We start from the raw sequence: 25,277 nt of genomic DNA on the forward strand, positions 1-25,277 counted from the left end.
GGCTTTTTAAAGATGGTGGCGAGAGGCAGGATCGAACTGCCGACACACGGATTTTCAATCCGTTGCTCTACCGACTGAGCTATCACGCCAAAGTGAGCGTATTAAACCAAAAAAAGTGGCAACGGTCAAGTATTTTTCATGAAAATCACGGATTTTTCTTAAAAATAAAGCATTTTTATCCAATTTTAAGATTTTTCATTCAACTTTTCCATCAAAATCATGCCAAAATTTAACAATTTAAGGTATGATAAAGCATTTATCAATGACCCATTTATCATAAAATATCTAAATACCATGTCCAATCATTTCATCTTTGATTTAAGTACGCATCACATCACCGCCTTTATTCAAAATGCCAATCATCTTGATCAGGTAAGGCAGTGGCAAAGCAAAAACCTACCAAACCTATTAGACATTATCCTAACGCACTCAAGCCTGCCTGAACCATTAAACAAAGCTTGCCGCTATGCGATGAGTAACGGTGGCAAGCGTGTACGCCCACTTTTGGTATTATCAACTTTTTTAACGCTCATTAAAACAGGTCATCAAACAGATGATTTGACCAAAAAAATACAAATGTTATTTCGTGCCATGATGGCAGTTGAGCTGATTCACAGCTATTCTTTGATTCATGATGATTTGCCTTGTATGGATGATGATGCGTTACGCCGTGGGCAACCGACTTGTCATATTGTGTATGGTGAAGATGTCGCCCTACTTGCAGGCGATGCACTTCAGTCCATCGCTTTTGAAGTATTATTTGAGTGTTACGACAAAAATTCAGCCGATGATGCCATTGCATATAAATTAGCCAAACTCTTAAGTTGCCGAGCACGGCGTATGGTATCAGGGCAAATGCTTGACATCAAAGGGGAAAATCAAATGCTCTCTCAAGACAAGCTAGAAGCCATCCATCGTGATAAAACAGGCGCACTCATCGAAGCGGCAGTGATGATGGGTGCGATTTGTGCAGATGTGCAGACTGATACTTTAGGTTATCTTAAGCATTATGCTCGTGCAATCGGATTGGCTTTTCAGGTGCAAGATGATGTGCTGGATATCACCGCCGATACGATAACTTTAGGCAAGCCAGCTGGCAGTGATGAAAAACTTGAAAAATCTACTTATGTCAAATTGCTTGGCGTAAAAGGTGCTCAAGAGTACGCCAATCAACTGTTTGAGGAAGCCAGATCACAGGTTAAATATTGGGGTGATAACAACCTACTGCTTCAAATCACAGATTGGCTCCAAACAAGAAAATTTTGATGCTTAATTGCTACAGCTCAAAATCAGCCGCTTAGGCAGAGCTATTGCTAAGCGTCAAAAGCTTATGCATGGCGGCAGGCAACGGTAAATTATAGGGCGTATCCTTCCATAAATAGTCAATGCCCAAAGCAGTAAGCGTTTGATTAATTTGGTTAAATTGACTATGATTAAGACAAATTGACATGCCATAAAGATGCCAATGAACATGCGTGAGTGTATGGCGTAAATAGGCTGTTGAGGTTTGGGTGGGTATAGGCAGAATCTCAATGAGCTGGCTGTGTAGTAAATCATGCACCTTTTCATCACTTTGCCACGCCTTGAAAATGGCATCGCTTAAGGTGTTATTGTCAAGCTTTTGATTATCATCCAAAGGCAACATAAAAATCGGTAAACTCCAAAGCCCATCCCAAATACCGCCGCCGTTTTGTCGGTGCAACCATAAAGTCAGCCCGCAATGTGTCAGGGATAATGCAATACTGTGCCAATGAGGTTTGGGCGGTGCTTTTTTCTTGACAGGTAACTGACTTTGAACGCCCAACACATAAGCAATACAATCGTCTGTCACAGGGCAAAGATGGCATTTTGGCTGAGTTCGTGTACAAATTGTTGCACCCAAATCCATCATCGCTTGGGCATAGTGTCCACTATACTCTTTCGGGGTTAGTGCGGTGGCAATTTCCCAAAGCCTTTTGTCAGTTGCGCTTTTTGTCACATCACCAAAACCGCGCGATGGCGAGCAAGTACACGCTTGACATTGCCATCGCAGATGACGCCAAACTTCTTAACGCCCATCGCAACGATTGCGCCAGCTGTCGATCGCCCCACCCCTTTGACTGCTTGCCACTCATTGACCGTTTCAGGAAACCTGCCATGAGTATCAATAAAATCAGCCACTTGCTGTGCGCCTGCGTGTAAATTTCTTGCCCGAGCATAATACCCAAGCCCTGCCCAAAAAGACGCTACTTCTTGCCAATCTGCTACAGCAAGCTCTTGTACGGTTGCAAATCGTGCCAAAAACGGCTCAAAAAATTTCAGCACTGTCACAACTTGTGTTTGCTGTAGCATAATCTCAGATACCCACACAGCATAAATATCTGCTGACGGCTGATGATGGTATTGCCAAGGCAGTCCATGGCGACCATGTAACTCAAACCATGTCAGTAACCGCTTGGCAAAACTGTGCCGCTGCTCATCAGACGGATAAACGCCCTGCTCACTCATCTGAGCTATCGTACAAACATCTGTCGTTTTGGTTGTTGTCATCTTAAAAAACTGCTAAAATTCAAAGGGACATTATAAAAACCTTATCAATGAATTACAATGACAATATCCGCTCACAGTTATGATGCACCAAAGCCATGATCTATTTTAAACACCCAAAGCAAATATCAGCCTGGTTGCTCGTTATTATGATGAGTGCAACCAGTACTGCCCATGCCAACGACAGTGCCATCAATTCAGCAGAACAGCTGACAACTCACATCACCACAGCCATCAAGCAAACAATCGTCAAAAGCACAGACAATGACCGTTTATATCAAGACCCCAACCAACAAGCTGATGGTGAGATTGTTGGTGTGCGTTCATTTGATGATAGCTTTAGCGACTGTCAAAGTCAGTTTGCCAATCAGCAAGCACCAACACTGATCGGCAAGCAAGGTGAACGGCTGTCTACCATGGCGCGTGCTTTATGCTTTGAAGGATTTGCCACTTTACATTCAGGCATCGCTCGCACACCGCTATGGTCAGCATCTCATCTGACCCAAGCACGCATCAGCCAAGCCCGAACCTTGGCGCGTGTTGACAGCTTTCACGCAGAGTCCAGACTACCTGCTGATGAGCGTGCTGAGCTGTCTGACTATCGACGCTCAGGCTATGATCGTGGTCATATCGCCCCAAATGGTGATATGGCCACCACCGAATCCCAATATGATAGCTTTAGCCTAGCCAATATCGCACCTCAAAACGGTGAACATAACCGTCATCTGTGGCGTCATATCGAAACACAGACTCGTCAACTGGCAATCGAGTATGGGGAGGTTTATGTCGTGACGGGCGTTGCTTTTTTGGGTAAGACTTCTGAGCGTATTGGCGGACGAGTGCTTGTACCCAGTCATTTTTTTAAGGCGGTATATATTCCAAAATTATCGGCTGCTGGTGTCTATTTTTCCTCAAATGACAGTAGTGAAAATTATCAAATCATCAGCCTAGATGAGCTGGCTCGCCTGACGGGTATCAATGCCATGCCATCACTACCTACTCAGATTCGCCAAACTGCCTACGATTTGCCCAGACCTAGCAGCAATAAAAACCCAGAACAAAAGGTGCTTGATCATCAGCCAAGCAGCTGGTTTGATTTGGTCATCAGTGCCATGCGTTATGTCTTTGAAACACTAAACCGTACTTGATAAAACAAAAATCATTGAGGAATATACCATGATACATCCTTTTGAAAATGATGAGCAAGCGCTGACCATTGGAGATCTGACCATCGAGAATCATTTTGATGTTGTGCAAATCTTCGGTGAACTTTCTATCACTAAATGTCAAGATGGTCTAACTCAAGCGATGGCTTTACAAGATTTTGCTAATCGGTTGGTAGCGGCACTTAAAAATGAACCTTTAGATGAAATAAAGGCTCATGATATGTTACCATCTGAGCAGATTGATAATCCTTTTGCTTAACATTGCTTTTGCTTAACATTGAAAGTGTCGCCCCAATGCTCACAACAAAACGATCACCTTGCCAAATCATGATAAAAATTTCATACTAAGTATTTACAAATGGTCTTAAGCTTCGCTATAATAAAAATGAGTGAACAATTCACATTTATATCACCAAAGCCGATCTATCATACCAAAGTATTTCCAATACGGATCAATACATAAAAGGAGCTTATATGAAGCTATCTACCAAATTATTCACCTTAGGTGCAGGCGTTTTATTGTCAGTCTCAGCATTTGCCAATGATGCCATTGTTGGTAAGTGGAAGATGAGCGAAAAAGGTGAAGAAAAAGCCATCATTACCATCAGTCAAGCTGGCAACGGCTATCAAGGTGTGATGACACAAGGCTTAACCGATAAAGCCAAAAAGCGTGAAGGTACCATCGTATTGACAAATATCTCAAGCCAAGGTGAGGGTAAATATAAAGGCAAAGGTGCTCATCCTACTCTGCCCATCAAAGGCACTGTTAATATTACTGTGAATGGTAACACTATCACCATTAAAAGCATCGCTGGCACCCAAACAGGTGTAAGACAATAATCACGCCATTTGGTAGCAAAAACCAATAAAAAAGCACTGAATGTCAATCAAGTGCTTTTTTTGGCTTTAAACTAAATCAGCGATAAGCTAAATCAGTGATTGGTCATCGGCTCCAATACAGACTTTGCCTTATAAGGCACTTTCATCAAATTCGCCAGTTCGAATGCGAATGACACGCTCAAGCGGACTAACAAAAATCTTACCATCACCAATTTTACCTGTATTTGCAACTTTAATGATTGACTCAATAATTGAATCAACCATCTCATCACGACATGCTATCTCAATTTTAATTTTTGGTAAAAAATCAACCACATATTCCGCCCCACGATACATCTCGGTATGACCTTTTTGGCGACCAAAGCCTTTGACTTCAGTGACGGTGATACCATTGACGCCAATTTCTGAGAGTGCTTCTCGCACATCATCGAGTTTAAACGGCTTGATAATTGCAGAAATCAGTTTCATAAATATTCCTTGGCGGTTGGCAGTGTATATTAATCATAATAAAATTATTATATAAGGCAAGGCAATAATTCACAACATCATTTTGTAACAATTCACCGCTTTGATATCAGCTAATATAGCACACGAACCTGCTACCACTTAGTGCCAATACCTGTTAAAATAGCTCATAGGTCGTGATTATTATTGTGAGAAAATATTATGTCAAAAAAATATGCCGTCGTCGGTTTGGGCAGCTCTGGACTGTCAGCTGTGAATTTTTTGGTCAATCACGGTCACAAAGTTAGCATCATCGATGGTAATCCCAATCCTACCTTGGCAGATAAACTGCCCACAGGCGTTCATTGTCATTTTGGCAGCTTGGACAGTGAACTCTTAAGCTCAGCCGATCAGATCATCATCAGCCCCGGCATTAACCCAAGAACGCCGAGTATTGTCGCCGCCAAAGCTCAAGGCATTCCTGTGATCAGCGATGTTCAATTGTTCATTGATACACTCAAAGCACGAGATCTAACTCAAGCAACAAACACACCAATCATCGCCATCACAGGCTCAAATGCCAAAAGCACTGTTACGACATTAGTAGGCGAGATGGCAAAACATGCAGGCATGATTGTTGGTGTCGGCGGTAATATTGGCACGCCTGCACTTGAATTATTAACGATCCAAAATATGGATTTGGTGGTGCTTGAGCTGTCAAGTTTTCAGCTTGAGCATATCTCAAATTTGGCAGCTCAAGGGGCAACAATTTTAAATCTCTCCGCTGATCATCTTGATCGGCACGATGGCATGGTGGATTATTTGGCACAAAAATTGCGTATTTTTGAAAATTGCCAAACCGCCATCATCTGCCAAGACGATGCCAATTTAGCCAAGCAATGCTTGACCACACTGACAAGCGTTGCCCCAAATCACACCATTATCACAACAAATAGCTTACTTAGCCACCAAACGGCAGATTTTTATTTATTTGATGATGGTGATGGTATGGCATTATATCATCAAAAAAACAAACTTTTACCAATCCATCAATTAAAAATCAAAGGCAAGCATAACCTACTCAATGCCTTATCTGCACTTGCCTTAGGCACAGCTGCCAATCTTCCCATGGATGCCATGCTTGATACCCTTAAGACTTTCAAAGGGCTACCGCATCGCTGTGAATATATTGATGATATTGATAGCAAGGCATATTTTAATGATTCAAAAGGTACAAACATCGGCTCAACCATTGCAGCAATTGATGGGCTTGGCACGGTTTATGGCATATCATCACTGGCATTGATTTTGGGTGGGCTTGGTAAAGGTCAAGATTTTAGTGAGCTGTCAGCATATGTTATGCAGTGGGTGGATAGTGTGTATTTAATCGGTCAAGATGCCCCGATAATTGAGCAAGATTTACTCAAAGGTGATGCACATTTGGCATCTAAAATATATCAGGTTGGTACACTTGATCGGGCAGTATTGGCAGCCAGTCAAAGCACCGCTAGGGCTGTGCTTTTGTCGCCTGCTTGTGCTAGCATGGATCAATTTAAAAATTATAATGAGCGAGGTGATAAGTTTGTTAACATGGTTCACGCTTTAGCCCATGCACCCATTTAGCCCATCCATGCAAACGCCCTGCTTGATTAGGTACATAAATTGTAAGCACCGCTTTTGTCAAGCAGATTGCCCAACAGATTAACCTGACCAAATTACTTGAAATTTCCACATTTTTAATTCGAAAATCCGTTATAATAAACAGTTTATACAAAACCAACTCACAGCAACACTCATGTCCCAATTCTCCGATAAATTTCTTGGTTTTTTTGATAAGCTCAATCCACGAACGGTATTGCTTACCAGTTTGAGCTTGATCATCTGTATCAGCCTTTTGATGATTGCATCAGCATCCATTCCATTTTCTGCTGCTCGCGATTTGGCATCACTGAGGTTTTTTTGGTATCAGTTGGCATATGTCGTCATCGGTACTATGATTGCAATGATTGTTTATCGCATTCCTTTGAGAGTTTATTATCAACGAACGCATATCAATGTGGTATTTTTGATGTGGGTAACCGCTTTGGGGCTACTCATACTTACAGCAATGTTTGGTGATGTGATTAATGGATCGCGGCGATGGCTTGACCTTGGGATATTTAATCTACAAGCTGGTGAAGTTGCCAAAGCTGTCATGGTGTTTGTAACAGCAGATTATGTCGTGCGTCGATCTGCAGAGCTACGGAGCAATGTTTTTACAGGGGTGCGTCTATTGGCATGGTATTTACCAGTGGGCGGACTGTTGCTATTTCAACCAGATTTTGGTACTGTCTTGGTACTATTTGCCACTTTGATTGTCATCATCTTTGTCAGTGGTGCGCCTGCACTACAGTACGCTTGGATTTTATTCATGGCAATCGTTTTAGGAGGCATCGCAGCTTGGCTTGAGCCTTACCGCCGTGAACGAATTTTATCTTTTACCGATGCTTTTGATGATATTCAAGGTTCAGATTTTCAGCTGGCACGCAGTTTGATCGCTTATGGTCGTGGGCAATTAAGCGGCATTGGTTATGGGGATAGTGTCCAAAAATTATCACACCTACCCGAAGCACACACTGATTTTCTGCTTGCCATCACAGGAGAGGAACTTGGCTTTTTGGGTGTGGCAACAGTTTTATTTTTGGAGATGCTGATTATTCTTAGCATTATGGTCATTAGCCTAAGAGCATTAAAATGCCGACAACTTCGCTTAAGTTATACCATTTTTGGTTTTGCGGTGGTTATATTTGGTCAGGTCATCATCAATGCTGGTATGACCATGGGACTTGCACCCACCAAAGGCTTAACCATGCCATTTTTTAGTTTTGGTGGCTCATCCATGGTTGTGCTTTTGATTATGATTGGTTTTATTTTAAGAGTAGATAAAGAAAGCCTTGAGATTCATGCACAGCGTCTCAACGATAAATATTAGACCATCTTAACTTAATTTACCTATCTTTGATTGTTGATTAACATGACCGTTTTTATAGGATTGTGTGATTGATTGGTATCTATCCATCTGCTTGTACCATATCTCCCAATTAAGCCCGCTCACTGTTTATCACTTGGTTTTATACCCAAGCCAACTTATTTTATGACCTATTTGTATGCTATTAGATATCACCCGCTTTGAATATCGTACTTATAAAAAAGAATTATCAGCACTTATTCATTTAAGTACGCCCATGCTGCTTGCCCAAATCGCCCAAGTAGGTACAAGTTTCATCGATACCATTATGGCAGGCGGTGCGGGCAAAGGTAATTTAGCGGCAGTGGCTCTAGGCGGCAGTGTTTTTATTACTGTTTATGTCACCTTAATGGGTGTGATGACTTCGCTCAATCCCATGATTGCACAACTATTTGGTGCCAAAAAGTCGCATGAGATTGGTGAAATGGGGCGACAAGGTCTTTGGTATGGGGTACTTATGGGTGTGCTTGGCATGATTTTAATGTGGCTTAGCATCACACCTTTTGGACTTTGGTTGGATATCGATGAAAGCACTTTTATTATCACCAAGCAGTATTTATGGTTTATTGGTCTTGCCATGCCTGCGGCAATGATACATCGTGCTTTACATGCCTATGCTTCTAGCCTAAATAAGCCCAAAATCATCATGTGGGTCAGCTGGCTATGTTTTTTGATTAATATTCCACTGAATTGGATTTTTGTCTATGGTAAGTTTGGTATGCCAGCATTGGGCGGTGCAGGTTGTGGCTTGGCAACCGCAATTGTATTTTGGCTAAATGCAATCATTCTTTTCATCTTAATCCAAAAAGACAAGCAACTACAAGCCTTTGGGCTAATGGATAAGTTTAGCCTGCCTAATGTTAAAATCCTGCATGAGATTACTCGGCTTGGCATACCCATTGGCTTATCATTTTTTATTGAAGTTAGTATATTTACTTGTATTATGTTTTTGGTCGCTAGGTTAAATGGCAACACAGAAGATTATGTCGCTGCCCAACAGATTGCGATCAGTTTAACCAGTTTAATTTTCATCATTCCCCAAAGCTTAGGGATTTCGACCACCGTGCGTGTCGGTTACAGCTTAGGGTGTGAAGAGTTTAATCGTGCTCGCTATATTTCAGGCGTTTCTATTGCCACAGCCATACTCATATCCATCGTAACAGCAATTTTCTTGGTGGCTTTTCGCTATCCTTTGGTGAGCATGTATACCGATGATATGGCGGTGATTGGCATTGCAGGCAGTGTTATTTTATATGCCGCTGCTTTTCAATTGGGCGATGCCATACAATGTGTTGCAAGCTATGCTTTGCGTGGTTATAAAGTCACCACCATTCCGATGGTGATTCATATCATTGCATTTTGGGGATGTGGCTTAATTCCAGGGTATTTTATGGCATTTCATGGCGGTATGGGGATTTATGGATTTTGGACTACCTTGGTAGTTTCGCTCGGCGTGGCGGCAGTGCTACTACTTTGGTATCTTGAAATTCATAGCAAAAAAGTCATCGCCCAAACTCGGATTCGCACCCTATAAAATCATATAGCCCCAAAAAAAGGGCTATCAAATTATTCATCATTGGCAGAGCGAATACGCTTGACTTGTTTATCAACAGTTTTAGCTTCCCCATCAACCGTTGTTCCAAAGCCGCCATGCTTACCAAAAGGATTTGACTTCATACCACCTTGAGCAAAAGGGTTTTGACCCATGCCCCCAAAAGGGTTTTTACCACCCATTTGACTCGCCATCATCTGCATCATTTTATCTTGATTTTTGACGGCATAATTTTTGGCGGCGGCGGTCAGTCTGGTTTGGATAAATGGCACTAATAATACCAAAGCTGCAACATCCGTTAAAAGACCTGGAAGTAACAACAACAGCCCCGCCACGCCCATGGCGATGGATTTAACCAGTGTTGACTCAGCAGGTTGATTACTCGGATTGGGTATCACACCACGCTGCATGGCTTTCATTTGCTGTGCCATTGGATTAAGCGATTTTGCAGCTTTTTTAATCATCATAATTCCAATGATTGCTGCGATGATGAACCAAAAAAACACATACCAACCACTGATAAATTGTGCCACCAAATACCAAAGCAGCATTTCAATGACAAACCAAATCAGGGCAATACCCACCAATGCACCCACGCCCATCTCCTTTAAATCTAATAAATAAATGAAAATATATAAATAAAATACGCTATAATATCAATAAATTAGGACATTTGGCAAGTTTTCAAGTATTTTTTATTGTTTAGTATTTTTAGTAATAATTTTGATGATAATTTTTTGGTAATCATTGTATGACACTTATTATTGGCATTGACCCTGGTTCACGCTTGACAGGTTATGGTATTATCAGTACAAATAATGATCAATTAACCTTTTTAGATGCTGGCACCATCCGTACAAACAGTAGCGACATCACCGAACGCATTGCTCAGATTTTTGCTGGAGTTTCTCGGATTGTTAATCATTATCAAAAATACAGCAATAAACCCATACAAGCTGCCATTGAGCAAGTGTTTATGGCAAATAATCCTGACTCTGCCCTAAAGCTTGGACAAGCTCGTGGCGCCGCCATCGCCGCTTTGACAGCTCAAGATTTACAAGTCAGTGAATACACCGCTCGTCAAATCAAGCAGGCTGTCTGTGGCTACGGTGCTGCCGATAAAGAGCAAGTCACTGCCATGGTCTGTCGTATTTTATCATTGGATATTATCCCACAAGCTGATGCCGCCGATGGTTTGGCGTGTGCCATCTGCCATGCCCATTCATCACACTCAATGCATAAATTATTTGGTGTAAGTACGCTGGGCAACCGTACTGGTAACAAAAAAAAGGGTCGCTGGCGGTTGGACGAAGAATCACTGCTTAGGCTCAAAAATCGTTAATTTGAAGGCATCTAAACAAATCCATCTTACACCTCCAAAATCAATAATGCAGATGATGATAGCAAAAACTGATCAGCATAAAAATACCACCTTAACTATATAAAGGTGGTATTTTGATCAAATCAATGACTTAAACTTTTTCGATTTCTTCAGCTTGTGGGCCTTTTTTGCCTTCGCCTAAGATGAAAGCAACTTTTTGACCTTCTGCCAAAGTTTTAAATCCTGAGCCTGTAATGGCACTATAATGTGCAAATACATCTTGACCACCATTATCTTGAGCGATAAAACCAAAACCTTTTGATTCGTTGAACCATTTTACAGTGCCAAGAACTTTTTGTGACATAACAATTTTCCTAATTTGGATGAATGAAAAGCGTAAAAACGCAACTTATGCTATTCATGCAATAAAACATACAAAAACGATCGGGATAACAGGCGGGTTGCCCCATCTTCATTCAATCTTCCAAATAAGAAACTTACTGGTCTTGCCTAAAGAATGCTTGATACCACTGCGTCTATCTGCAGTTGGGAAAGTGGCCAGTATCAGCCAGCTTTGGGTACATAAATACCATGAAAACTATTATAACAAATTTTATTAAAAAAGGGAATTATTTTTCATCATTGATGACTAATAAAGTAATCGCCATCAAAAATCACGGCAATCCAAGCTCAATCCATCATTTAATCAAATTAAATTTGAATTAAGCCCATGCTTTCAAGTAAGGCAGTCAAACATAAGATGCTATAGACCAAACCAAAGGATTTGCAAAAGCTTAAGTATTTTTTGGGTAATGCCACTTCGGCAGGATCATCAACCTCAATGCCACGCATCAACATTGCCGAATATGCCAAACCCAAAAGCCCATACAGCGGATACACCATCGCTACCACCAAGCCCAAACCGACAAGATCCAAAAAATACCAAGCCAAACACGCTGCCACCATCCATGCCGAGGTTGATAGACTGATGAACATAAATATACTATTTTTAAGCAGCAGCTTGCCACCGTTACGCTCAAGCAATGTTGATTCAATCATCACAAAGATGGCGATCATCAAACTTAGTGCAATAAATACAACTTCTAAAGAAAAATCAGGCATAAAAGACTTATCAATATCAAAATAGCATTCATTATAACGGTTTCATTGAATAATTTCAAAAAAACAGCCACCAATTTGGCAGCTGTTTTAGATATTGATTCAAATCAATCAGTTCTTTTGTTTATCAATAATCTTATTGCCGCCAATCCAAGGCATCATTGCACGCAATTTTTCGCCTGTTGTTTCGATAGGATGTGCAGCATTATTACGACGGCGAGCGGTCATAGATGGATAATTGGTTTGACCTTCAGCGATAAACATCTTAGCATATTCACCATCTTGGATACGCTTCAAAGCATGACGCATGGCGGCACGAGATTGCTCATTGATGACCTCAGGACCAGTCACATATTCACCATATTCAGCGTTGTTACTAATTGAGTAGTTCATGTCAGCGATGCCACCTTCATACATCAAATCAACGATGAGTTTTAGCTCATGCAAGCACTCAAAATATGCCATCTCAGGTGCATAGCCTGCCTCAACCAAAGTCTCAAAGCCCATTTTGACAAGCTCAACTGCACCGCCACAAAGTACCGCTTGCTCACCAAATAGATCTGTTTCGGTTTCATCTTTAAAAGTGGTTTCGATGATGCCAGAGCGACCACCGCCCACACCTGCTGCATAAGATAGTGCAAGCTGCTTTGCCCCACCTGATGCATCACGCCAAATGGCGATCAAATCAGGAATGCCGCCGCCTTTGGTAAATTCAGAACGAACCGTATGACCTGGTGCTTTTGGTGCAACCATGATGACATCTAAGTCAGCGCGTGGCTCAACTTGGTTGTAATGAATAGCAAAGCCATGTGCAAAAGCCAAAGTTGCACCTTGTTTGATATTTGGCTCAATCACCTCTTTATAAAGTTCACGCTGAAACTCATCTGGCGTCAAAATCATCACCACATCAGCACCTGCAACCGCTTCGCTGGTTTCAGCCACTTTAAGACCAGAATTTTCAGCCTTTTTCCATGAAGCAGAACCTTGACGCAAACCAACAGTCACATCCACACCGCTATCTTTTAGGTTTAATGCGTGTGCATGACCTTGAGAACCGTAGCCAATGATGGCGACTTTTTTGCTTTGGATGATTGATAAATCACAATCTTTGTCATAATAAATATTTAGGCTCATAAAGTTTCCTTAAAAATTTGCCAAAATTGGCAGGGTTAAAATAATTCATTTATGGTTAATTAATGATCGCTAATTAATCACTGTATTGTTCATGGCAGTCAATTCATTTTATAAAATACATTTTTTGTAAACTAATAAACTGCCTAAAACATGGTTGATAGGATTAAATCGCCAAAGTTTTCTCACCACGAGCGATACCAATCACACCTGAGCGTACCACTTCTAGGATACGGTCACGACCAATCACATCGATAAAACCATCCAATTTGCCAGCATCACCAGTAATTAAAATTGTATACAAGTTTGTGCTGACATCGACTATTTGGGCACGAAATATATCGGCATTACGCTTGATTTCTTCACGGTTTGAACCCGTTGCACGCACCTTAATGAGCATCAACTCTCGTTCAACATGATGACCGCCTGACAGCTCGGACAGATTTTGGACTTTAACCACCTCGATCAGTTTATGCAGCTGCTTGGTGATTTGTTCGATTTTGTCATGTGTTGTAATGGTTGTCAAAGTCAGCCGTGAGATCGTTGGGTCATCCGTGGCTGCTACATTGAGCGTATCAATATTATAGCCACGCTGAGAAAATAAACCGACAACACGAGACAGCGAACCTGCTTCGTTTTCCATTAATACAGAAATCAGATGTTTATGTACTTGATTTGGCATTAGGTACGCTCCCCTTTTGATAACCACATATCACGCATTGATTGGCCAGCGACTTGCATCGGATAAACATGTTCACCTTTATCCACATAGACATCAATAAATACCAAACCATCCATTTCTAGGGCTTGTTTTAGCTCTTCTTGCATGGTAGCAGGATTGGTAATTTTTACACCTTTATGCCCATAACTTTCTGCCAATTTAACAAAATCAGGTAAAGATTGCATATAAGATTGAGCATGGCGACCTTCATAAAGCATATCCTGCCACTGCTTAACCATGCCAAGCTGAGCATTATTTAAATTTAAAATTTTAACTGGTAGATTATACTGTAGACAAGTTGACAGCTCTTGGATGTTCATTTGGATTGAGCCTTCGCCAGTGATACAAACAACTGTCTTTTTTGGGTGAGCTAATTTTGCTGCCATAGCATAAGGTAAACCAACGCCCATTGTACCTAAGCCACCTGAGTTTAACCATTGGCGTGGCTCATCATACTTATAATACAATGCAGCAAACATCTGATGCTGACCAACATCGGAGGTAATGATTGCTTCACCATTCGTCAGCTTATAAAGCATCTCAACCACATGCTGGGGCTTGATGGCATGTGTTTTGGCAGTCATATCATCTGCATCATAGCGAAGACCATGGCGTTTACGCCATTCATTGATTTGTTGCCACCAATCATTGAGCGCATGTTCATCGATACACTTATCAATCTCTGCTAGCAAGGCAAGCATTTCATTTAGTACCAGCTTAACATCGCCAACAATCGGAATGTGTGCCATAATCGTCTTTGAGATACTGGCTGGATCGATATCAATATGAATGATCGTTGCATTTGGGCAGAATTTTTTGACATTATTGGTCACACGGTCATCAAAACGCACACCCACTGCCAAAATCACATCAGCATGATGCATGGTCATGTTCGCTTCATATGTGCCATGCATACCAAGCATTCCAACAAATTGTTCGCCTGAGCCTGGATAAGCACCCAGTCCCATTAGGGTATTAGTAACAGGTAGTTTGAGCGTATCGGCTAATTGACGCAGCTCTTTACTGGCATTACCAAGCACCACCCCACCGCCTGAATACAGTACAGGGCGTTTGGCTGATAGTAGCGTTTCGATGGCTTTTTTGATTTGTCCGCCATGACCTTTATTGGTAGGCTGATATGATCTGATATTGACTGTCTTTGGCATGATATAAGCAAATTTATCACTTGGGTTGGTCATATCTTTTGGAATATCAACCACGACAGGACCAGGACGACCCGAGCCTGCAATATAAAATGCTTTTTTGATGATTGTTGGAATGTCTTCGGCATGGCGAACTTGAAAACTGTGCTTAACGATGGGGCGTGAAACGCCGACCATATCACACTCTTGAAACGCATCATCACCAATCAAACTAGATGGTACCTGACCTGCCAACACAACCATTGGGATTGAATCCATATAAGCAGTTGCAATGGCTGTTACAGTGTTGGTTGCACCTGGACCTGAAGTCGCCAAAACAACGCCCGTCCTGCCTGTTGTACGACTGTATGCATCGGCCATATGCCCTGCGGCTTGTTCATGACGCACCAAAATATGTTCAATTTTATCTTGCTTAAATAAAGCATCATAAATATGTAATACCGCACCGCCTGGATAGCCAAAAATATACTCGACACCTTCATCAATCAATGCTTGAACAAGCATCTCAGCGCCTGACATCATGGCTATTTCACCGCGTGCGATGATATCTTGGAGTTCACGAAAGTGCGCAGCAGCATCTTTGGTTTGAGTATGCCCCGTCATATTTGGGGATTGGGTAGTTTGTTGCGTCATAAGTTACATCCTTTTGTCATCGTGACAATATTCAGACGAAGAGCGTGGATTGATTCATATCAGGCAATCGGCTGCCATACGCAGATGAACTTACAACAAAGTGACTTGGAAAAATCCAAAACAACAAAGGGAAATTTCTTGCGTCTTGCAGACTGGTAAGTCCTATTGCAATGTACAGTCGTGCGTCATCAGACGGTAATCTAATGGCACCAAATGCACAAACGCAGCACCTGATAAATAGCTACGCCGACTTCAGATGACGCCAATCAAAATTACCGACCGATGAGCGTCATCAAAATAATGCCACTTATCTTACCTGAAAACTTTCATCTTGCCAACCTGTTTTTAGTACTTTTTAAAAATTTATCAAATAAATCAGTTATATCTTTGCCATGTTTACCAATCCCTCCACTTTACTCGCCCTAAAATTCGATAAAATGACTGTCTTTAGCACCAACCGAATGATACAATATCAGCCAGTTGATGATTTGGTGTTGTGTCATGACTGGTAAATTAATAAAAACAGCTAAAAATACCGTGTGCCAAGTTGCTTTAGGGCTAGGTATCTGCGTCAATGATGCTCACAGCACCATGATTTTTCAAAGTGTGGGGGTATTTGGAGAGCCAGTTTTTAGCCAAATAGCACCCATTGGCAAGCCATCCACAGCCATCAAAGTACATTATTTTAGCGTCCCAAAAAATCATCAAAATACACAAGCCTGCCATTATCTTAAAACCAACCTTAACACCTTGAAATCAGGGGGTGTCATATACGAAATTGGTGAAAACGGTCAACAAACTAAACTCACACCCGATCGGATCCAACAAAAAATTCACCACATTCAAACCGCTATCGACAATCATTGTCGCAACTCAGTCTATGCTCATTAGTGCATAAAATATATATTAATTGGTTATCCAATGACTAAAAAACCCAAGCACTGATTTAGTACTTGGGATTTTTATGATGATGCGATATGATATCAAGATATTACTTTATTTAAAAATCTTTGAATGATAGAACGCAGACGATCAATTATTGTGGGATACGCAATACTTGACCTGGATAAATCTTATTAGGATCTGACAGCATGGGCTTGTTAGCATCAAAGATTTTCATATAATCATTCGCATTGCCGTACATTTCCTTGGCAATTTTTGATAAGCTATCACCTGATTTAACGGTATAAAATCGTGATTCAGGTTCAGCAGATTCCACCTCAATATTGTCAACCACCGTCTCAACATGCTGGACATTACCCACCGCAAGGCGTGCTCTTTCACGGTCGGCTTGCGTTTTGGCAACACCCGATAATGTGACTGTGTCTGTATCGCCATTATAATTGACTTTTAAGCCACTGATATTGACATTTTGAGCTTGAATACGAGCAAGAAGTAAATTGGCAATCTCTTGAGCGGTTGGCTCTTCTGCAGGTGTTGCAGCTGGAGCAGCGGTTGGTTGGGCTGCGTCTTGTTTTTTATTACGATGAAATAATTTGTCACCAATATCTTTTGCAAAGCTAAAAACACCCATTACATTCTCCTTAATTATGAATTTTTGATTTAATCAGATAGCACAATTTGTGCTAAAGTTATCCTAAGCCAAAGCCAAGATAATGCATAGTGAAATTTGACAGTAAAAGCGTTACAATGTGTAGAATTAGCCTACCAAATATTTTCTGCCATAAAAAAGTCACCTCAAAACGAGATGACCTTAGGAGATAAGCTGTCAGACCAAGCCAGTTGATTTAAGCAACTTTGTCAGAAACATAGTCGATGGCTTTTTGAACCGTCGTCAGTTCCGCTGAATCTTCATCAGGAATGGTGATGCCAAAGCTGCTTTCAAATGCCATAACCAACTCAACCAAATCCAAAGAATCAGCACCCAAGTCATCCATAAAAGATGCCTCGTTTTTGATTTCGTCAACACTTAAACCAAGCTGTTCTGCGACTGCGTCTTTTACTTTAGCTTCGATATCACTCATGGTAATTTCCTTTATAATGATTAACCCTGTAGCACCATGCTACCGTAGGTTTGGATAAAACTTAATAAATATCATAATGTATTTATTGAAAAAGTGCAAGTATTTATGAATACATATGTTCACTTTTTATTATGATAGTGGCAAATTAAGACTTTTGTCAATGAATCAATCCTTGTCAAAATCATCACATTTACATGTACATGCCACCATTAACTGCCAATACTGCACCTGTAATATAGCTGGCATCATCACTGGCTAAAAATGATACAGCTGCCGCAATTTCTTCAGGCTGAGCCATACGACCGATTGGAACAGCATCTAACATAGAGTTAACCAAACGCTCATCTAGTGCTTCGGTCATGTCTGTTTCAACAAATCCTGGTGCAACACAGTTGACTGTTACGCCACGCGAACCAATCTCTCGAGCTAATGCACGACTAAAACCCTCCACGCCTGCTTTGGTGGCAGCATAGTTTGCTTGACCTGCATTCCCCATCTGTCCGACGACCGAGGTAATATTAATAATCCGACCTTGGCGTGCTTTCATCATACCACGAACCGCACGGCGACTCATACGATAAACAGCGGTTAAGTTGGTATCAATCACACTTGCCCAATCTTCATCTTTCATACGCATGAGTAAGCCATCTTTGGTAATGCCTGCATTGTTGACCAACACATTGATTCCACCATAAACACTGTCAATTTCTTCAAATAGCTTATCAATATCTTCATGGTTGCAAACATCTAAGATGCGACCAATACCACCTGATTCACTCAGATAATCGCCAATCGCCTCTGCGCCTTTTTTGCTGGTGGCTGTTCCGATAACAAAATGCCCTTCATCGGTAAAACGCTTAGCAATTGCCTTGCCAATACCACGACTTGCACCTGTGACTAATACAATTTTTCGACTCATACCAAATTCTCCAATTTTTCTAGGCGTGCCAATTTATCTGTTGGTAAAGCGGTTATCGGTGTTGCTTGACGCTTGGCCAAATTTGACAAAACATTACCTGGACCGCATTCAAGTATCAAATTAATACCACGCTCTGATAATTTTTCCATGGTTTTTGACCACAATACAGGCATCGATAACTGTTCAATCAAAGCTGTCTTAATTTGTGTTGTCTGTGTATGAATTTTAGCATGGCGGTTTTGTATGACAGGAATACTTGCTTCACCAAAATCCGTCTCACCCAAAAGTTTTGCCAAAGCATCACTGGCAGGATTCATCAAAGCACAGTGAGAAGGCACAGAAACCTTGAGCGGAACAGCTTTTTTACCAAGTGCCTCTACTGCTGACAAAACACCTGACACGCCCACCGCTGTGCCTGCGACGACCACCTGCCCTGGGCTGTTAAAATTAGCAGCATTAACTGTGCCTGTGGTTGTGCTAACTTCTTCACATAAGCTTACCACCTGTTCATCATCCAAGCCTAAAATCGCTGCCATCTGAGTATCAATACTCTGTACAGCTTCTGTCATAAATTTACCACGCTCATGCACCAACTTCACTGCATCTTTGAGGTTTAGTACACCTGCTGCGACCAAAGCACTATATTCCCCTAGCGAATGTCCAGCAAGATACATCGGCTTAATGGATTGGGCTGATAAGATTGGCTCAATAATTTGCCAAATTGCGATACTTGAAGTTAATAAAGCAGGCTGCGTATATTGAGTCTTATTCAAACAGTTTTCATCCTGTGTGACTGACCATAAATCAAAGCCCAAAGCTTCACTTGCTTCATCAAATGTCGTACGCACACTTTTGAATGCTTTATCAAGCTCATCCATCATACCGACAGATTGAGACCCTTGACCGGGAAAAACTACCGCCAAACGCTTTGTCATACCGCTGTTGGCTTCTGTCATAATTCACCTGTTTGTACATTGACGATAAAAATACCGTATAAACCATATTACCAATTCTTAAGCACCCATTTAATTTGGTACAAGAAAGTTTGCCAATTCTACCATAAAAATAAACATTTGTTTACCCAAAACTATCTCAAATCACAAAAAATTTTAGATAGTATGAATGTGCTTTGTTTTAAATGGCATTTTGTCAATAATATCATGACAATAACAAAAAAACCAAGCCCGTTCATATTGGCTTGGTTTTATGACTATAAAATAGTGCTTAGCTATCTTGACTTACTTTAAATAGCTGACGACCACGATAAAAACCATCTTTGGTCGCATGATGGCGAAGGTGTTTTTCGCCAGTGGTTGAATCGATGCTTAGCTCAGCGATAGCGATATGGTCGTGTGAACGACGCATGTCACGGCGTGAGCGGCTCTTGCGGTTTTGTTGAACTGCCATGATAGCTCCTAATAATCAGTCAGGCAAGTTTGCCCTAAAGAAAAACGGTTCGTGCGTCTTTGTCAATTTGTGTCAATGCGATTTAGCATCAATCGCTGTCCATCATAGACCTATGCACAATAAACGCTGTATTATACGCAAAAAACTTGTAAATTTCAAAGCCTAATCGCATAAATTTACAAGTTTTTTAATAAAAAGCTACTTTTGTGATAACTTTTAAAGTCATTTGGGCAATTTTTAAGATAATTTTCCTTTAAGCTGAGCTAATGAAGCAAAAGGATTTTCTTGCTCTTCCTCATATTTTTCTTCATTAAGCATTTGAACTGGCATATCACAGTCTTGATGCTTTGGCGATAAAGGCAAAGTTAATAACAGCTCATCTTCTAGCAAGTCCTTAATGGGCAGCTTTGCTGTTTTTGTTGCAAGCTCATCAACCAAAATATATTCAGCATCATTAATACGCCCAATATCACCATCCGATGACAAAACTGCCAAGCGATATTCTCCTGAAACATCGATACCTAAAGACTCCAAGCATCTTTGACAAGTCACAAAAACCTCTCCTGATACTTGATAGTTTAGCCAAACAATGCCTTCTTGTTTAGTTAGTACAAATGTTAAGTCTAGCACACTATCAGCGACCGTTTGCTCACTCAAGCGTTTAAGCTCGGTACTTGATAAACTGCCCTGCCATTTAAATCCAATATCTGCCCATTTATCAAGCATAATATTGGCGGGCAAGCTTTGTTGTTTGGGGTGGTGATTTACAGTTTTTGTCATCATATTATAAAGCTATGTGTGCAATTTGCCCATTATTATGGCATAAGTTCATCGTGGTTAAAAGGGGTTTTTAATTTCAGCATCTTAGTATGGCAATTTGCCAAAATACATTATAATATCTCAAAATCAATCAGCCAAAGCCAATTTACTTTAAAAGCTTCAATTATGATAAACTTCAATCATCTTTCACCAGATGTGAATAAATGCCAACAGGCAAGCACCATCCAGTATGCCAAATACATTCAGACACTATGGCAGCAATTTCATCAAAGACCCATTGCTAAACTTCAAATCATCTTGGAGAAAATTTCACCGCCGCCATGGCAAAATTTTTATCATCGCTGGCAGCTCATCCAAAATAATACAAAAGATGAGGCACAAGATGAGCAAATACTGACTGACTGGTTAATTCACTTATTTGATTTGCTATTTAATCATATGTATTTTGACCAAATTCCGACCGTGCTGGTGCGTGGTGAAAGCGAACCTGAATATTTTCCCAGTGAGCATAATGCACCTGCACGCATTGAATTTGCACATGGTTTTTTTCAAAGTGCATTACATGAAATTAGCCACTGGTGCATCGCAGGACAAGCTCGTCGCAAGCTCAATGACTTTGGTTACTGGTATGAATCCGATGGTAGAAATGAACAAACTCAGCGGTTATTTGAGCAAGTTGAAATCAAGCCACAAGCCATTGAAGCTTTATTAACTTTAGCTTGCGGTCGATATTTTTATGTCTCACAAGACAACCTAAATGCAAATTTTGATATCTCAAACAGCACCTTTGCCCAAGATGTCTTTAACCAAGCTAAATTTTATCTATCAAACCCAAGCACCCTGCCCACAGACGCGCAACTTTTATTATGGGTTATCTTAACACTCAGCCATTCAAACTACTACACAACAATTAAGATGAGGTAAACAAATGCAAAAATTTTATATTCATCCTGACAATCCCCAAAAGCGTGTGTTAATACAAGCTGCCAATTTACTCAAAAATGACCAATTAATTATTTATCCAGACCCAAGCGGATATCGCTTAGCCGTCAGTCTTGATGCCAAACAATCACTTGCCCAAGCATTACGCTTTGGTCAATACGAGCCTAAATTTTGTTTAATATGTCGCCATATCAGTGAAATATCAACCTTTGCCAAAATCAGCGATTTTGCCCATCGAAATTTAAAAAATACTCTCAATAAAAACACTCATTTTTTATTAAATCCAACCAAATCCGCTCCAAAGAAATTTGTAAATTCTAGCGGCAAAAATATTTGTGCCAGCCTTGCCCACACACCAATCGTACTGAGCTTAATTGAAGCACTAAATGCACCATTTATTAGCATGCCAATTTATCTTAATGGAGAAAAAGTAACATACGATAGCACCTATGAGCTTGAAGCTATGATGGAAAATTTGGTCGACGGATTTTTGGACGCAGGTGAATTACAAGACCAACCATCACCAGTTGTCTCGTTAATAGATGCAAGCTGATATTATGATAGAAATTAAGAACAATATTGCATTAAAAATAAAACCCTGATAAATAATCAGGGTTTTTAATGAAGCAGTAAAATCCATTATGGACGATCTACCAATTCAACATAAGCCATTGGTGCATTATCGCCATCACGAAAACCGCACTTGATGATACGCAAATATCCACCTGGACGAGCTTGGTAACGAGGGCCAAGCTCACTGAATAATTTACCAACCATATCCTTATTACGCATACGGCTGAAAGCAAGACGGCGGTTTGCAACGCTATCTTCTTTTGCCAAAGTAATCAAAGGCTCTGCCACACGGCGAAGCTCTTTTGCTTTTGGCAAAGTAGTTTTAATTAGCTCATGCTCAAATAATGAATTAGTCATGTTTTGGAACATAGCCTTACGATGGCTGCTGGTGCGACCCAGCTTGACTCCGCTTTTACGATGTCGCATGGTCAAGTATCCTTTAAATTAGCGGCTACGATAAGAAAAACGATCATCGACACGCAAATCACTTGGCGGCCAGTTATCTAAACGCATACCAAGTTCAAGATTTTTAGATGCAAGCACATCTTTAATCTCAGTCAATGATTTCTTACCAAGATTTGGTGTCTTCAATAGTTCAGTTTCTGAACGCTGTACCAAATCACCGATGTAATAAATATTTTCAGCTTTCAAGCAATTTGCCGAACGAACCGTTAACTCAAGATCATCCACTGGGCGTAACAGCACAGGATCAATCTCTTCTTTTTCTTTGATAGGCTCAGGCGCTTCTTCAGCTTCAAGATCCACAAAAATAGCAATTTGTTGTTGTAGAATCGTTGCAGCTTTGCGAATAGCTTCTTCTGGGTCAATCGTGCCGTTGGTCTCAAGCTCGATAATCAGTTTATCAAGATCGGTACGCTGTTCAACACGAGCATTTTCAACATCATAAGCCACTCTAATAATTGGGCTAAAGCTTGCGTCAAGCTTTAAGCGACCAATAATTTTAGAATTGGCATCTTCACGACGCTGATTAGCAGGCTCATAGCCACGACCTGTCACTACATGTAGTCGCATCTTCAGATGGCCACGCTCACTCAATGTGCCAAGCACCAAATCAGGATTAGCGATTTCAACATTGTGTGGTAGCTCAAGATCAGCAGCAGTCACAACTCCTGCACCCCGTTTATCCAAAGTCAAATATGCTTCATTCTGGTCATGCAGAATAATCGCTAAAGACTTCAGATTTAAAAGAAGATCAAGTACATCTTCTTGCAACCCTTCTAGTGTTGAATATTCATGATCAACACCTTCAATCTCAGCTTCTACTACTGCAGCACCTGATAAAGAAGAAAGTAGAATACGGCGTAGAGCATTACCTAGCGTATGCCCAAAACCGCGCTCTAACGGCTCGAGCGTGACCTTTGCAGTCGTTTCATTGACCGTATCGACATTAATCGCACTCGGTGTTAGAAACTCAGTTGCATTTGTCATAGTGTCACCTCGATTTAATTCGGATTATTTAGAATATAGCTCAACAATCAAGTTTTCATTGATTTCAGCTGGTAATTCACTACGCTCTGGCGCAGATTTGAAAGTACCTTGTAGTTTACTGTGATCAACTTCTAACCATGCTGGGATGCCACGCTGTGTCGCAAGCTCAACTGCGTTTTTAATACGAAGTTGCTCTTTTGATTTTTCATGCACTGCGATCACATCACCATCTTGAACTTGAATTGAAGGAATGTTAACGCGTACAAACTCATCACGACCAGCTTTTTTTAGCATGATAGCACGATGGCTAACCAATTGACGCGCTTCTGCACGCGTTGCACCAAAGCCCATGCGATAAACAACATTATCAAGGCGGCGTTCAAGGGTAACCAACAAGTTTTCACCAGTTGCACCACGCTCACGTGCTGCTTCTTTATAATAGTTAGAAAACTGACGCTCTAATACACCATACATGCGTTTAACTTTTTGTTTTTCACGAAGTTGTGATGCGTATTCAGAGGTTTTATTTTGGCTATTACCATGCTGACCAGGTACACGACCTGCTTTTTTTGTCTTAACATCGTAAGGCTTTACACCTGATTTTAATTGCAGGTCAGTACCTTCACGGCGAGACAATTTTAATTTTGGACCAATATAACGAGCCATAAGTCTATCTCCTTAAACGCGGCGCTTCTTGGGTGGGCGGCAACCGTTGTGTGGAATTGGTGTTACATCGCTTATGCTATTAATTTTATAACCCAATGCACCCAGTGCACGAACCGCAGACTCACGACCTGGTCCTGGACCTTTTACCAAGACATCAACATTCTTAACACCATAGGTTTCTTGTGCTGTTTTACCAGCAACCTCAGCTGCAACCTGAGCTGCAAATGGTGTAGATTTGCGTGAACCGCGGAAGCCTTGTCCACCAGAAGTGGCCCAAGCCAATGCATTACCTTGACGATCAGTAATCGTTACAATGGTGTTATTAAAAGACGCATGAATATGGGCGATACCTTCAGATACCGAACGACGAGCCACTTTTTTGCGGCTACGAGTGTCTTTTGCCATCTTTTAGCTTCCTAAGTTAGTTACTTTTTAATTGCTTTGCGTGGACCTTTACGGGTACGCGCATTTGTTTTAGTACGCTGACCATTAACTGGTAGACCACGACGATGACGAAGACCGCGATAGCAACCAAGATCGACCAAACGTTTGATATTCATTGAAACTTCACGACGAAGATCACCTTCTACTGTGTAGTTTGCAACTTCTGCACGAACAGCATCCAGTTGTGAATCATCTAACGAACCAATTTTAGTGGTTTCTTCGATACCAACAGCAGCAAGGATTTGCTTAGCAGTTGTACGACCAATACCAAAAATGTAAGTTAGCGAAATCACAGCATGTTTGTTGTCCGGAATATTTACACCGGCAATACGAGCCATTGATTTCTCTCCATTAGCACAAATACAGTTGTATTTGCTAAGTTTAACTGCTATCTCATAAATGATAGCATAGCAAGAAGCGGATAATACATTATCCGCTATAATAAATCAAGTATTAATTTGTAAATTAACCTTGACATTGTTTGTGGCA

The 25,277-nt window shown here is 41.0% G+C and carries 29 protein-coding genes, 1 tRNA gene and 1 pseudogene; 11 read left to right on the forward strand and 20 right to left on the reverse strand.

Going from position 1 to position 25,277, the window contains the following annotated elements; all coding sequences use genetic code 11:
- Window positions 1-13: 13 nt before the first annotated feature.
- Window positions 14-89 (reverse strand) — tRNA-Phe (locus HMPREF2573_RS05705).
- Between the two features lie 130 nt (window positions 90-219).
- Between HMPREF2573_RS05705 and HMPREF2573_RS05710 the strand changes: the two genes are divergently transcribed.
- Window positions 220-1,266 carry a polyprenyl synthetase family protein gene (locus tag HMPREF2573_RS05710; protein ID WP_003658604.1) on the forward strand — a complete coding sequence of 349 codons (1,047 nt, stop codon included), beginning with the start codon at window positions 220-222 and terminating at the stop codon, window positions 1,264-1,266.
- Window positions 1,267-1,297: 31 nt separating this feature from the next.
- Here the strand turns inward: HMPREF2573_RS05710 and mutY are convergent.
- Window positions 1,298-2,529, reverse strand: a pseudogene (mutY, locus tag HMPREF2573_RS05715) (A/G-specific adenine glycosylase).
- 95 nt (window positions 2,530-2,624) lie between these two features.
- Here mutY and HMPREF2573_RS05720 point away from each other — a divergent pair.
- The 3 genes from HMPREF2573_RS05720 to HMPREF2573_RS05730 all read left to right on the forward strand — a co-directional run bounded on the left by HMPREF2573_RS05720 (window position 2,625) and on the right by HMPREF2573_RS05730 (window position 4,532).
- Entirely contained in the window at window positions 2,625-3,674 is a 1,050-nt protein-coding gene (locus tag HMPREF2573_RS05720; protein ID WP_070472881.1) for a DNA/RNA non-specific endonuclease, read from the forward strand.
- 28 nt (window positions 3,675-3,702) lie between these two features.
- Window positions 3,703-3,951, forward strand: coding sequence for a hypothetical protein (locus HMPREF2573_RS05725; protein WP_003658608.1), 249 nt, complete (start codon window positions 3,703-3,705; stop codon window positions 3,949-3,951).
- A gap of 215 nt (window positions 3,952-4,166) precedes the next feature.
- Window positions 4,167-4,532 (forward strand): DUF2147 domain-containing protein, encoded by a 366-nt coding sequence (locus HMPREF2573_RS05730; RefSeq protein WP_003656921.1) that lies wholly within the window; start codon window positions 4,167-4,169, stop codon window positions 4,530-4,532.
- 129 nt (window positions 4,533-4,661) lie between these two features.
- Here HMPREF2573_RS05730 and glnK read toward each other — a convergent pair whose 3' ends face one another.
- Window positions 4,662-5,000 (reverse strand): P-II family nitrogen regulator, encoded by a 339-nt coding sequence (gene glnK / locus HMPREF2573_RS05735; protein ID WP_003656923.1) that lies wholly within the window; start codon window positions 4,998-5,000, stop codon window positions 4,662-4,664.
- Window positions 5,001-5,198: 198 nt separating this feature from the next.
- On the opposite strand from glnK, the gene murD reads away from it, so the two are divergent.
- From murD to HMPREF2573_RS05750, 3 genes are all read left to right on the forward strand, one after another.
- Window positions 5,199-6,599: a UDP-N-acetylmuramoyl-L-alanine--D-glutamate ligase gene (murD, locus tag HMPREF2573_RS05740; protein WP_003658610.1), complete on the forward strand. Its 1,401-nt coding sequence runs from the start codon at window positions 5,199-5,201 to the stop codon at window positions 6,597-6,599.
- A gap of 172 nt (window positions 6,600-6,771) precedes the next feature.
- Window positions 6,772-7,947: an FtsW/RodA/SpoVE family cell cycle protein gene (locus HMPREF2573_RS05745; protein ID WP_003656928.1), complete on the forward strand. Its 1,176-nt coding sequence runs from the start codon at window positions 6,772-6,774 to the stop codon at window positions 7,945-7,947.
- A 175-nt stretch (window positions 7,948-8,122) separates the two neighbouring features.
- Window positions 8,123-9,517 (forward strand): MATE family efflux transporter, encoded by a 1,395-nt coding sequence (locus HMPREF2573_RS05750; protein ID WP_003656929.1) that lies wholly within the window; start codon window positions 8,123-8,125, stop codon window positions 9,515-9,517.
- A gap of 32 nt (window positions 9,518-9,549) precedes the next feature.
- Here HMPREF2573_RS05750 and HMPREF2573_RS05755 read toward each other — a convergent pair whose 3' ends face one another.
- Window positions 9,550-10,131: an FxsA family protein gene (locus HMPREF2573_RS05755; RefSeq protein WP_003658612.1), complete on the reverse strand. Its 582-nt coding sequence runs from the start codon at window positions 10,129-10,131 to the stop codon at window positions 9,550-9,552.
- Between the two features lie 155 nt (window positions 10,132-10,286).
- Here HMPREF2573_RS05755 and ruvC point away from each other — a divergent pair, with 155 nt between their 5' ends.
- Window positions 10,287-10,877, forward strand: a complete 591-nt coding sequence (ruvC, locus tag HMPREF2573_RS05760) for a crossover junction endodeoxyribonuclease RuvC (protein ID WP_003656930.1) — start codon at window positions 10,287-10,289, stop codon at window positions 10,875-10,877.
- Window positions 10,878-11,007: 130 nt separating this feature from the next.
- On the opposite strand, the gene HMPREF2573_RS05765 is transcribed toward ruvC, so the two are convergent.
- The 5 genes from HMPREF2573_RS05765 to HMPREF2573_RS05785 form a co-directional block, all read right to left on the reverse strand.
- The gene (locus HMPREF2573_RS05765) at window positions 11,008-11,220 is read right to left on the reverse strand and encodes a cold-shock protein (protein WP_003656932.1); all 213 of its coding nucleotides are present in this window, start codon (window positions 11,218-11,220) and stop codon (window positions 11,008-11,010) included.
- Window positions 11,221-11,567: 347 nt separating this feature from the next.
- On the reverse strand, window positions 11,568-11,978 hold the full coding sequence (locus tag HMPREF2573_RS05770) for a hypothetical protein (protein ID WP_003656934.1): 411 nt from the start codon (window positions 11,976-11,978) through the stop codon (window positions 11,568-11,570).
- A 108-nt stretch (window positions 11,979-12,086) separates the two neighbouring features.
- Window positions 12,087-13,109: a ketol-acid reductoisomerase gene (gene ilvC / locus HMPREF2573_RS05775; RefSeq protein WP_003656936.1), complete on the reverse strand. Its 1,023-nt coding sequence runs from the start codon at window positions 13,107-13,109 to the stop codon at window positions 12,087-12,089.
- A 163-nt stretch (window positions 13,110-13,272) separates the two neighbouring features.
- A complete protein-coding gene (gene ilvN / locus HMPREF2573_RS05780; RefSeq protein WP_003656937.1) occupies window positions 13,273-13,788 on the reverse strand; it encodes an acetolactate synthase small subunit in 516 nt (171 codons plus the stop codon).
- On the reverse strand, window positions 13,788-15,512 hold the full coding sequence (locus HMPREF2573_RS05785; RefSeq protein ID WP_194161836.1) for an acetolactate synthase 3 large subunit: 1,725 nt from the start codon (window positions 15,510-15,512) through the stop codon (window positions 13,788-13,790). The genes ilvN and HMPREF2573_RS05785 overlap by 1 nt, the downstream gene beginning before the upstream one ends.
- Before the next feature lie 612 nt (window positions 15,513-16,124).
- Here HMPREF2573_RS05785 and HMPREF2573_RS05790 point away from each other — a divergent pair.
- Window positions 16,125-16,514, forward strand: a complete 390-nt coding sequence (locus HMPREF2573_RS05790) for a hypothetical protein (RefSeq protein WP_003656941.1) — start codon at window positions 16,125-16,127, stop codon at window positions 16,512-16,514.
- A gap of 145 nt (window positions 16,515-16,659) precedes the next feature.
- On the opposite strand, the gene lysM is transcribed toward HMPREF2573_RS05790, so the two are convergent.
- The 6 genes from lysM to HMPREF2573_RS05820 form a co-directional block, all read right to left on the reverse strand.
- On the reverse strand, window positions 16,660-17,157 hold the full coding sequence (gene lysM, locus HMPREF2573_RS05795) for a peptidoglycan-binding protein LysM (RefSeq protein WP_070472885.1): 498 nt from the start codon (window positions 17,155-17,157) through the stop codon (window positions 16,660-16,662).
- Between the two features lie 214 nt (window positions 17,158-17,371).
- A complete protein-coding gene (acpP, locus tag HMPREF2573_RS05800) occupies window positions 17,372-17,608 on the reverse strand; it encodes an acyl carrier protein (protein ID WP_003656945.1) in 237 nt (78 codons plus the stop codon).
- 190 nt (window positions 17,609-17,798) lie between these two features.
- Window positions 17,799-18,527 carry a 3-oxoacyl-ACP reductase FabG gene (gene fabG / locus HMPREF2573_RS05805; protein WP_003656948.1) on the reverse strand — a complete coding sequence of 243 codons (729 nt, stop codon included), beginning with the start codon at window positions 18,525-18,527 and terminating at the stop codon, window positions 17,799-17,801.
- Complete coding sequence (fabD, locus tag HMPREF2573_RS05810) at window positions 18,524-19,483, reverse strand: ACP S-malonyltransferase (protein ID WP_070472888.1); 960 nt, start codon at window positions 19,481-19,483, stop codon at window positions 18,524-18,526. The genes fabG and fabD overlap by 4 nt, the downstream gene beginning before the upstream one ends.
- A gap of 268 nt (window positions 19,484-19,751) precedes the next feature.
- Window positions 19,752-19,934, reverse strand: a complete 183-nt coding sequence (gene rpmF, locus HMPREF2573_RS05815) for a 50S ribosomal protein L32 (RefSeq protein WP_003656952.1) — start codon at window positions 19,932-19,934, stop codon at window positions 19,752-19,754.
- A gap of 237 nt (window positions 19,935-20,171) precedes the next feature.
- A complete protein-coding gene (locus HMPREF2573_RS05820; protein ID WP_227506572.1) occupies window positions 20,172-20,714 on the reverse strand; it encodes a YceD family protein in 543 nt (180 codons plus the stop codon).
- A gap of 165 nt (window positions 20,715-20,879) precedes the next feature.
- Here HMPREF2573_RS05820 and HMPREF2573_RS05825 point away from each other — a divergent pair, with 165 nt between their 5' ends.
- Both HMPREF2573_RS05825 and HMPREF2573_RS05830 read left to right on the forward strand, forming a co-directional pair.
- Window positions 20,880-21,638, forward strand: coding sequence for an elongation factor P hydroxylase (locus HMPREF2573_RS05825; RefSeq protein ID WP_049157930.1), 759 nt, complete (start codon window positions 20,880-20,882; stop codon window positions 21,636-21,638).
- Between the two features lie 4 nt (window positions 21,639-21,642).
- Window positions 21,643-22,209, forward strand: a complete 567-nt coding sequence (locus HMPREF2573_RS05830) for a Sua5/YciO/YrdC/YwlC family protein (RefSeq protein WP_003656956.1) — start codon at window positions 21,643-21,645, stop codon at window positions 22,207-22,209.
- An 86-nt stretch (window positions 22,210-22,295) separates the two neighbouring features.
- Here HMPREF2573_RS05830 and rplQ read toward each other — a convergent pair whose 3' ends face one another.
- From rplQ to rpsM, 5 genes are read right to left on the reverse strand one after another with little or no spacing between them, the layout of a single operon-like run.
- Window positions 22,296-22,655 (reverse strand): 50S ribosomal protein L17, encoded by a 360-nt coding sequence (rplQ, locus tag HMPREF2573_RS05835; protein ID WP_003656958.1) that lies wholly within the window; start codon window positions 22,653-22,655, stop codon window positions 22,296-22,298.
- 18 nt (window positions 22,656-22,673) lie between these two features.
- Window positions 22,674-23,678, reverse strand: coding sequence for a DNA-directed RNA polymerase subunit alpha (gene rpoA / locus HMPREF2573_RS05840; protein ID WP_003656959.1), 1,005 nt, complete (start codon window positions 23,676-23,678; stop codon window positions 22,674-22,676).
- Window positions 23,679-23,702: 24 nt separating this feature from the next.
- A complete protein-coding gene (gene rpsD, locus HMPREF2573_RS05845; protein ID WP_003656961.1) occupies window positions 23,703-24,344 on the reverse strand; it encodes a 30S ribosomal protein S4 in 642 nt (213 codons plus the stop codon).
- A 12-nt stretch (window positions 24,345-24,356) separates the two neighbouring features.
- On the reverse strand, window positions 24,357-24,749 hold the full coding sequence (gene rpsK, locus HMPREF2573_RS05850; protein ID WP_003656963.1) for a 30S ribosomal protein S11: 393 nt from the start codon (window positions 24,747-24,749) through the stop codon (window positions 24,357-24,359).
- A gap of 20 nt (window positions 24,750-24,769) precedes the next feature.
- Complete coding sequence (rpsM, locus tag HMPREF2573_RS05855; RefSeq protein ID WP_003656965.1) at window positions 24,770-25,126, reverse strand: 30S ribosomal protein S13; 357 nt, start codon at window positions 25,124-25,126, stop codon at window positions 24,770-24,772.
- Window positions 25,127-25,277: the final 151 nt, after the last annotated feature.

The sequence above is a fragment of the Moraxella sp. HMSC061H09 genome (assembly GCF_001809255.1).
Taxonomy (GTDB): Bacteria; Pseudomonadota; Gammaproteobacteria; order Pseudomonadales; family Moraxellaceae; genus Moraxella; species Moraxella catarrhalis.